Origin of the sequence: Staphylococcus schweitzeri, assembly GCF_002902405.1 — a bacterium.
Taxonomy (GTDB): Bacteria; Bacillota; Bacilli; order Staphylococcales; family Staphylococcaceae; genus Staphylococcus; species Staphylococcus schweitzeri.
In genome coordinates this window covers 77,551-84,056 of record NZ_PPQS01000014.1, presented here as the reverse complement: position 1 = coordinate 84,056, position 6,506 = coordinate 77,551, and the positions used below count along the sequence as shown (strand labels likewise).

Sequence of the window (6,506 nt, the reverse complement as noted above, 5' to 3'; positions counted from 1 at the left end):
ATTTTGTACATTCTTATACAATCATTTATGTACATTTTTATATTGACATTTACACTAGAATTGAAAAAAGCTTGTTACAAGCGCATTTTCGTTCAGTCAACTACTGCCAATATAACTCTTTAGAGCATAGAACATTGATTTATGTCTCAGGCTCGAAAAAAGCAGAAGGTTTCACTTTCTACCTAATTATTAGTTAGTTCATATTTTAAAGCAAAAATAGAAAGACAGGAGATAATTGATTCCAATCAAATCGTTATTCCTGTCTTAATTGATATTCATAATATGTTTCTTTAAATTGTAATCTCTATATTAGAATACTTGTTCTACTTCAATTACACCAGGAACTTCTTCGTGCAATGCACGTTCAATTCCAGCTTTAAGTGTAATAGTAGAACTTGGGCATGTACCACATGCTCCATGTAATTGTAATTTAACAATACCATCTTCTACGTCAATCAATGAGCAGTCGCCACCATCACGTAATAAAAATGGACGAAGACGTTCGATTACTTCTGCTACTTGATCAAACATTGTTGTATCCTCAGTAGGCATCAGGCAAGTCTCCTTTCGAGAGATGAATTTGATAATCTTTATTAGTATATTATAATAGATAGTGAATTAAAAATCTATCAAACCAATGGGGGATAAATAAATGGAACACGTTAGTGTGGTAGTTTATGGGGCTGACGTTATATGTGCAAGTTGTGTGAACGCACCAACGTCGAAAGATATATACGATTGGTTACAACCATTATTAAAAAGAAAGTACCCTAATATAACATTTAAATATACGTATATTGATATTAATAAAAATAACGATAATTTAACCGATCATGATTTACAATTTATTGAAAGGATAGAGCAGGAAGAGCTATTTTATCCATTAATTACAATGAACGATGAATATGTTGCGGATGGATACATTCAAACAAAGCAAATAACAAGATTTATTGAAAGTCATTATACAAATTAATAGTTTACGCAAAATAAAAATGCAATGTCGAAACAGAAAAGCTGACATTGCATTTTTAATGAATTGTATATTTTAACCATTATGATATTTATATAACCAAAGCACGCCAGACTTTAAGATTGAAGCAAGTCGGCCTGTAACAGTACGATCCATAATGTATGCAAAGCCTTGCTTATCTCCTAATGAACCAACGATACCTTGTACTTTTAATTCTGGCATTTTATCAGGCAATGGTTCATTTTGCCATCGTTTCTTAAGAACATCAGCAATTTGATCGCCTTGTACCTCAGCTAATTGTGCACTAGGTGCATGTGGTAAGTCTGCACAATCACCTACAACATAAACATTTCGATATGTAGGAACTTGGTGATATTGATTTACGATAACACGACCATTACTATTAATGTCTATTGGTAAGTTACGAACAACTTCGACAGGTTGAATACCTGCAGTCCACACAACCAAATCAATATCTTTAGGTTCATCACAATTGTAAATTTTACCCGGTTCAACTTTATTAATATTTGAATTCGGCACAACGGTTACATTATTTTTAGCAAACCATTTTGCGACGTACTTACTTAATTTTTCTGGAAAATTTCTTAAAATTCTTGGTCCACGATCGTAAAGGTAAATTTCCAAATCTGAACGACTTTCTCGCAACTCACTTGCAAGTTCGATACCACTCAACCCCGCACCAACAATACCAACTTTAGCACCTTCAGGTAACTCACTAATACTATGAAATGTATCACGAGCCTTAGATAATGTTTGAATACTATGTGTATATTCTTCAGCACCAGGAACATTATGATATTTATCTTCACATCCTAAACCAATTATTAATTCATCATAATCAATTTTAGAATTACCAACTGAGACAATTTGAGCATCCAAATCAATGTCGTTAATTTCACCATATACCGTATTCACTTGTGGGTAATTAGGGAATTTCATACGAACATCTTTATCGGATTTCGTACCAGCAGCTAATGCATAAAATTCAGGTTTTAAACCATGAAATGGCATTCTATCAACTAATGTAACTGTATAATTTTGTGGTAAAGATGATGTTAAAATACGTGACATAATACGCATATTACCATATCCGCCGCCTAGCAAAACTAAATTTTTCATAATGAAGTACCCCTTTTATATGTTAATATTTACTTTAATGTGATTAAATCAAAGAAGAATTTCATTTATAGTGCAATAACATCGTTATGAAAGTCTTTGATTTATCATCAACCCCTAAAAAAGTAAATATGTATTTATATGCTTATTATATATTTTTTTGAAAATGACTACAATTATATATTTGTATTTAATACTGTAAGATAAGTTTAAAGCTTTGAGTTATGATAAAACAATTAAATTAATTGAGCACATCATGTTAAATTAGGTATGGTAAAATGCTATAATATTGAGACAAATGAAATAAGAAGGTGAAGTATGAATCCGATTGTAGAATTTTGTATCTCTAACATGGCTAAAGGTGGAGATTATGTTTTTAATCAACTTGAAAACGATCCAGATGTTGACGTGTTAGAATATGGATGTCTAACACATTGTGGTGTATGTTCAGCCGGGTTGTACGCTTTAGTAAATGGTGATATTGTTGAAGGTGATTCGCCTGAAGAATTACTACAAAACATTTATGCGCATATAAAAGAAACATGGATTTTTTAAGGAGGAATTAACATGCCAACAGTTATATTAACAGAAGCTGCTGCTTATGAAGTAAAAGATATGTTAAAAGCAAATGATATGCCAGACGGGTATTTGAAGATTAAGGTTAATGGTGGCGGTTGTACTGGATTAACATACGGTATGGGTGCAGAAGAAGCACCAGGTGAAAATGATGAAGTTTTAGAATACTTTGGTTTAAAAGTACTTGTAGATAAAAAGGATGCACCTGTACTAAATGGTACGACAATTGATTTTAAACAATCATTAATGGGTGGTGGCTTCCAAATCGATAATCCTAATGCAATTGCTTCTTGTGGATGTGGAAGTTCATTTAGAACAGCAAAAGTAGCTGGTAATCCAGAAAATTGCTAGTTATTAAGACTAGCGAGTTTCATGTACTTACAAAGGATATCCTACATGAATATAAATGATAGTATGGGGCATATATCAATATGTCCTTTTTTATTTGTATATTTTATTGTTTAATTTTAAAACAAAGACTTTAGTGTAAAGTCCAATATAGTATTTTCAGTGATAACGGTTACACCTATATTTAAAATCTTTGTACAGTAAAATTAATTAATTTTTTCACAATCTGATTGAATCTCGCTTGAAAATATGTCTTAAAAGCTATAGAATTAGTAATGGATTAAAAATGTCTTTTTTGTGAACATCACAGGTTTTTGCATAATTTAAAAGACTTAAATAACAAAATGATGATAAACTAGTATACATTGTGGTAAAAACAGTAATGACCAGTTGTTACTAGTAATTATCAGCATTTGGTTAAAAAAATATGAAAGCTTAGGTGAAATTAAATGGCTCAAGATCGTAAAAAGGTACTTGTACTTGGTGCTGGTTATGCAGGTTTACAAACTGTAACTAAATTGCAAAAAGCGATATCTTCAGAAGAAGCAGAAATTACGCTTATTAATAAAAATGAATATCACTATGAAGCGACATGGTTACATGAAGCATCAGCAGGTACGTTAAACTATGAAGATGTATTATATCCTGTGGAAAGTGTCTTGAAGAAAGATAAAGTGAACTTTGTTCAAGCTGAAGTAACAAAAATTGACCGCGATGCGAAAAAAGTAGAAACAAATCAAGGTATTTATGACTTTGATATTTTAGTAGTAGCATTAGGTTTCATTAGTGAAACATTTGGTATCGAAGGTATGAAAGAACATGCTTTCCAAATCGAAAATGTTATCACAGCACGTGAATTATCACGTCATATCGAAGACAAATTTGCTAACTATGCAGCATCAAAAGAAAAAGATGATAACGACTTATCTATCTTAGTTGGTGGTGCTGGATTCACTGGTGTTGAATTTTTAGGTGAATTAACAGATAGAATTCCTGAATTATGTAGCAAATATGGTGTAGATCAAAACAAAGTTAAAATTACTTGTGTTGAAGCAGCTCCTAAAATGTTGCCAATGTTCTCAGAAGAATTAGTTAACCACGCAGTTAGCTACTTAGAAGACCGCGGTGTTGAATTTAAAATTGCTACACCAATCGTTGCTTGTAACGAAAAAGGTTTTGTAGTAGAAGTTGACGGTGAAAAACAACAATTACACGCTGGTACTTCAGTATGGGCAGCTGGTGTACGTGGAAGTAAATTAATGGAAGAATCATTTGAAGGTGTTAAACGTGGACGTATTGTTACGAACCAAGATTTAACAATCAAAGGTTACGATGATATCTTTGTTATTGGTGACTGTTCAGCGTTTATCCCTGCTGGTGAAGAACGTCCATTACCGACTACAGCACAAATTGCTATGCAACAAGGTGAAAATGTTGCTAAAAATATTAAACACATCTTAAATGGTGAATCAACTGAAGAATTTGTATACGTTGATCGTGGAACAGTATGTTCTTTAGGTTCACATGATGGTGTTGGTATGGTATTTGGTAAACCAATCGCTGGTAAAAAAGCAGCATTCATGAAAAAAGTAATTGATACACGTGCCGTATTCAAAATCGGTGGTATCGGTTTAGCATTTAAAAAAGGTAAATTCTAAGCTTTAAATTAAGTTAACGCCAAACACTTAAAATTAAATTATCATTATATAGAGTCCTTCAGTATTACTGAAGGGCTTTATTGTTGTACAATTTGAAGTGAGTAACATATCAAAATCAAGGAGGTATAATATGAATTTTAAACTAAATAAAGAAACAGAAAAGGAAATCAATACGTTAATCATTGGAATCCCGGAGCATTTAAATCAATTAGATAGTATTATTTTTAACGATATTGATATAACAGAAACATTAGAATCACTTAAGCATAAACATATTATAGGGAGTACAGTTGGAAAGATTTACACAACTGCATTCTCCGTCCAAAACAATATCTATCGACTAATTGCAGTTGGGTTAGGAAACTTAAAAAATCAACACTATCGTGATTTGTTGAAGATTTGGGGACAGCTTTTTCAATACATAGAACAGGAACATGTTAAAGATACGTATTTACTGATGGATACATTTATTTCCAAATATGGTCAGTTATCAAGTGTGTTAGCCTCATGTGGGGTTCAAAGTGAACGTGCAACATATCAATTCGATCATTATAAATCGAATAAAAAAGCCCCATTTAATACGAACCTATATCTAATTAGTGATAAATTAAAAGAAATTGATATTGATACTATCAATGATGGGGTTATTATCGGTCAAGCTATTAATTTAGCTAGAGATTTTAGTAATATGCCACCTAATATTTTAACACCACAAACATTTGCAGAAGATATCGTTAATCATTTTAAAAATACGGCGGTTAAAGTCGATGTTAAAGACAATCACACACTAGTTTCTGAAGGTTTTGGTCTTATACATGCGGTTGGTAAAGGAAGTAAACATAAACCACGATTAGTAACTATCACATACAATGGCAAAAAAGATGACGACGCACCAATTGCATTAGTAGGTAAAGGTATTACGTATGACTCAGGTGGATATAGTATTAAAACGAAGAATGGCATGGCAACAATGAAATTCGATATGTGTGGTGCTGCGAATGTCGTTGGTATTATAGAAGCGGCTAGTCGTTTACAACTGCCTGTAAATATTGTCGGAGTGCTTGCTTGTGCTGAGAATATGATAAATGAAGCATCAATGAAGCCAGATGATGTATTTACAGCATTAAGTGGTGAAACGGTAGAAGTAATGAATACAGACGCTGAAGGTAGATTAGTACTTGGAGATGCAGTATATTACGCAAATCAATTTCAACCAAGGGTCATTATGGATTTTGCTACATTAACAGGTGCAGCAATTGTTGCACTAGGTGAAGATAAAGCGGCTGCGTTTCAGTCCAATTGCAAGACAATTTTAGATGATATATTAAAAATTAGTCTTACATTAGATGAAATGGTATTTGAATTACCAATTACTGCAACTGAACGTACTAAAATTAAGCAAAGTGATGTAGCTGATATAGTCAATCATACGAATGGGCAGGGTAAAGCATTATTTGCTGCAAGTTTTGTAACACATTTTAGCGGTCAAACGCCTCATATTCATTTTGATATTGCAGGACCAGCAACTACTAATAAGGCGTCATTTGATGGTCCTAAAGGTCCAACTGGATTTATGATTCCAACAATAGTCGATTGGTTAAGAAAACAATAAATATAATAGAAGCCTGATACAAATAACCATTATAATTCAAAACGATTACTTGTATCAGGTATTTTATTGAAGAATAGAGGAATGCTTAACACCATAATAAAGTATCTGAACACATTTAAATGATATTTTGTAATTGAAACAAACAATATTTAAGTGCCTAATAATGAATAGAAACCTAATATTAATAACTAATTAAGCATTTTAT

At 32.2% G+C, this 6,506-nt stretch carries 8 protein-coding genes; 6 read left to right on the top strand and 2 right to left on the bottom strand.

Going from position 1 to position 6,506, the window contains the following annotated elements; translation table 11 throughout:
* On the top strand, positions 1-197 hold a 197-nt coding region (locus tag CD116_RS13750), incomplete at its 5' end, for a hypothetical protein (RefSeq protein WP_103325183.1).
* 112 nt (positions 198-309) lie between these two features.
* On the opposite strand, the gene CD116_RS03605 is transcribed toward CD116_RS13750, so the two are convergent.
* A complete protein-coding gene (locus CD116_RS03605; protein WP_001141883.1) occupies positions 310-552 on the bottom strand; it encodes a NifU family protein in 243 nt (80 codons plus the stop codon).
* 100 nt (positions 553-652) lie between these two features.
* Here CD116_RS03605 and CD116_RS03600 point away from each other — a divergent pair, with 100 nt between their 5' ends.
* Entirely contained in the window at positions 653-973 is a 321-nt protein-coding gene (locus CD116_RS03600; protein ID WP_047551163.1) for a YuzD family protein, read from the top strand.
* 72 nt (positions 974-1,045) lie between these two features.
* Here the strand turns inward: CD116_RS03600 and CD116_RS03595 are convergent, their stop codons facing one another.
* Positions 1,046-2,110: an NAD(P)/FAD-dependent oxidoreductase gene (locus tag CD116_RS03595; protein WP_047551166.1), complete on the bottom strand. Its 1,065-nt coding sequence runs from the start codon at positions 2,108-2,110 to the stop codon at positions 1,046-1,048.
* 315 nt (positions 2,111-2,425) lie between these two features.
* Between CD116_RS03595 and CD116_RS03590 the strand changes: the two genes are divergently transcribed.
* From CD116_RS03590 to CD116_RS03575, 4 genes are all read left to right on the top strand, one after another.
* Positions 2,426-2,662 (top strand): YuzB family protein, encoded by a 237-nt coding sequence (locus CD116_RS03590; protein WP_047424590.1) that lies wholly within the window; start codon positions 2,426-2,428, stop codon positions 2,660-2,662.
* A 12-nt stretch (positions 2,663-2,674) separates the two neighbouring features.
* On the top strand, positions 2,675-3,034 hold the full coding sequence (locus CD116_RS03585) for a HesB/IscA family protein (RefSeq protein WP_047424593.1): 360 nt from the start codon (positions 2,675-2,677) through the stop codon (positions 3,032-3,034).
* 446 nt (positions 3,035-3,480) lie between these two features.
* A complete protein-coding gene (locus CD116_RS03580; protein ID WP_047424595.1) occupies positions 3,481-4,689 on the top strand; it encodes an NAD(P)/FAD-dependent oxidoreductase in 1,209 nt (402 codons plus the stop codon).
* 130 nt (positions 4,690-4,819) lie between these two features.
* Positions 4,820-6,301 (top strand): M17 family metallopeptidase, encoded by a 1,482-nt coding sequence (locus tag CD116_RS03575; protein ID WP_047531889.1) that lies wholly within the window; start codon positions 4,820-4,822, stop codon positions 6,299-6,301.
* Positions 6,302-6,506 lie beyond the last annotated feature (205 nt).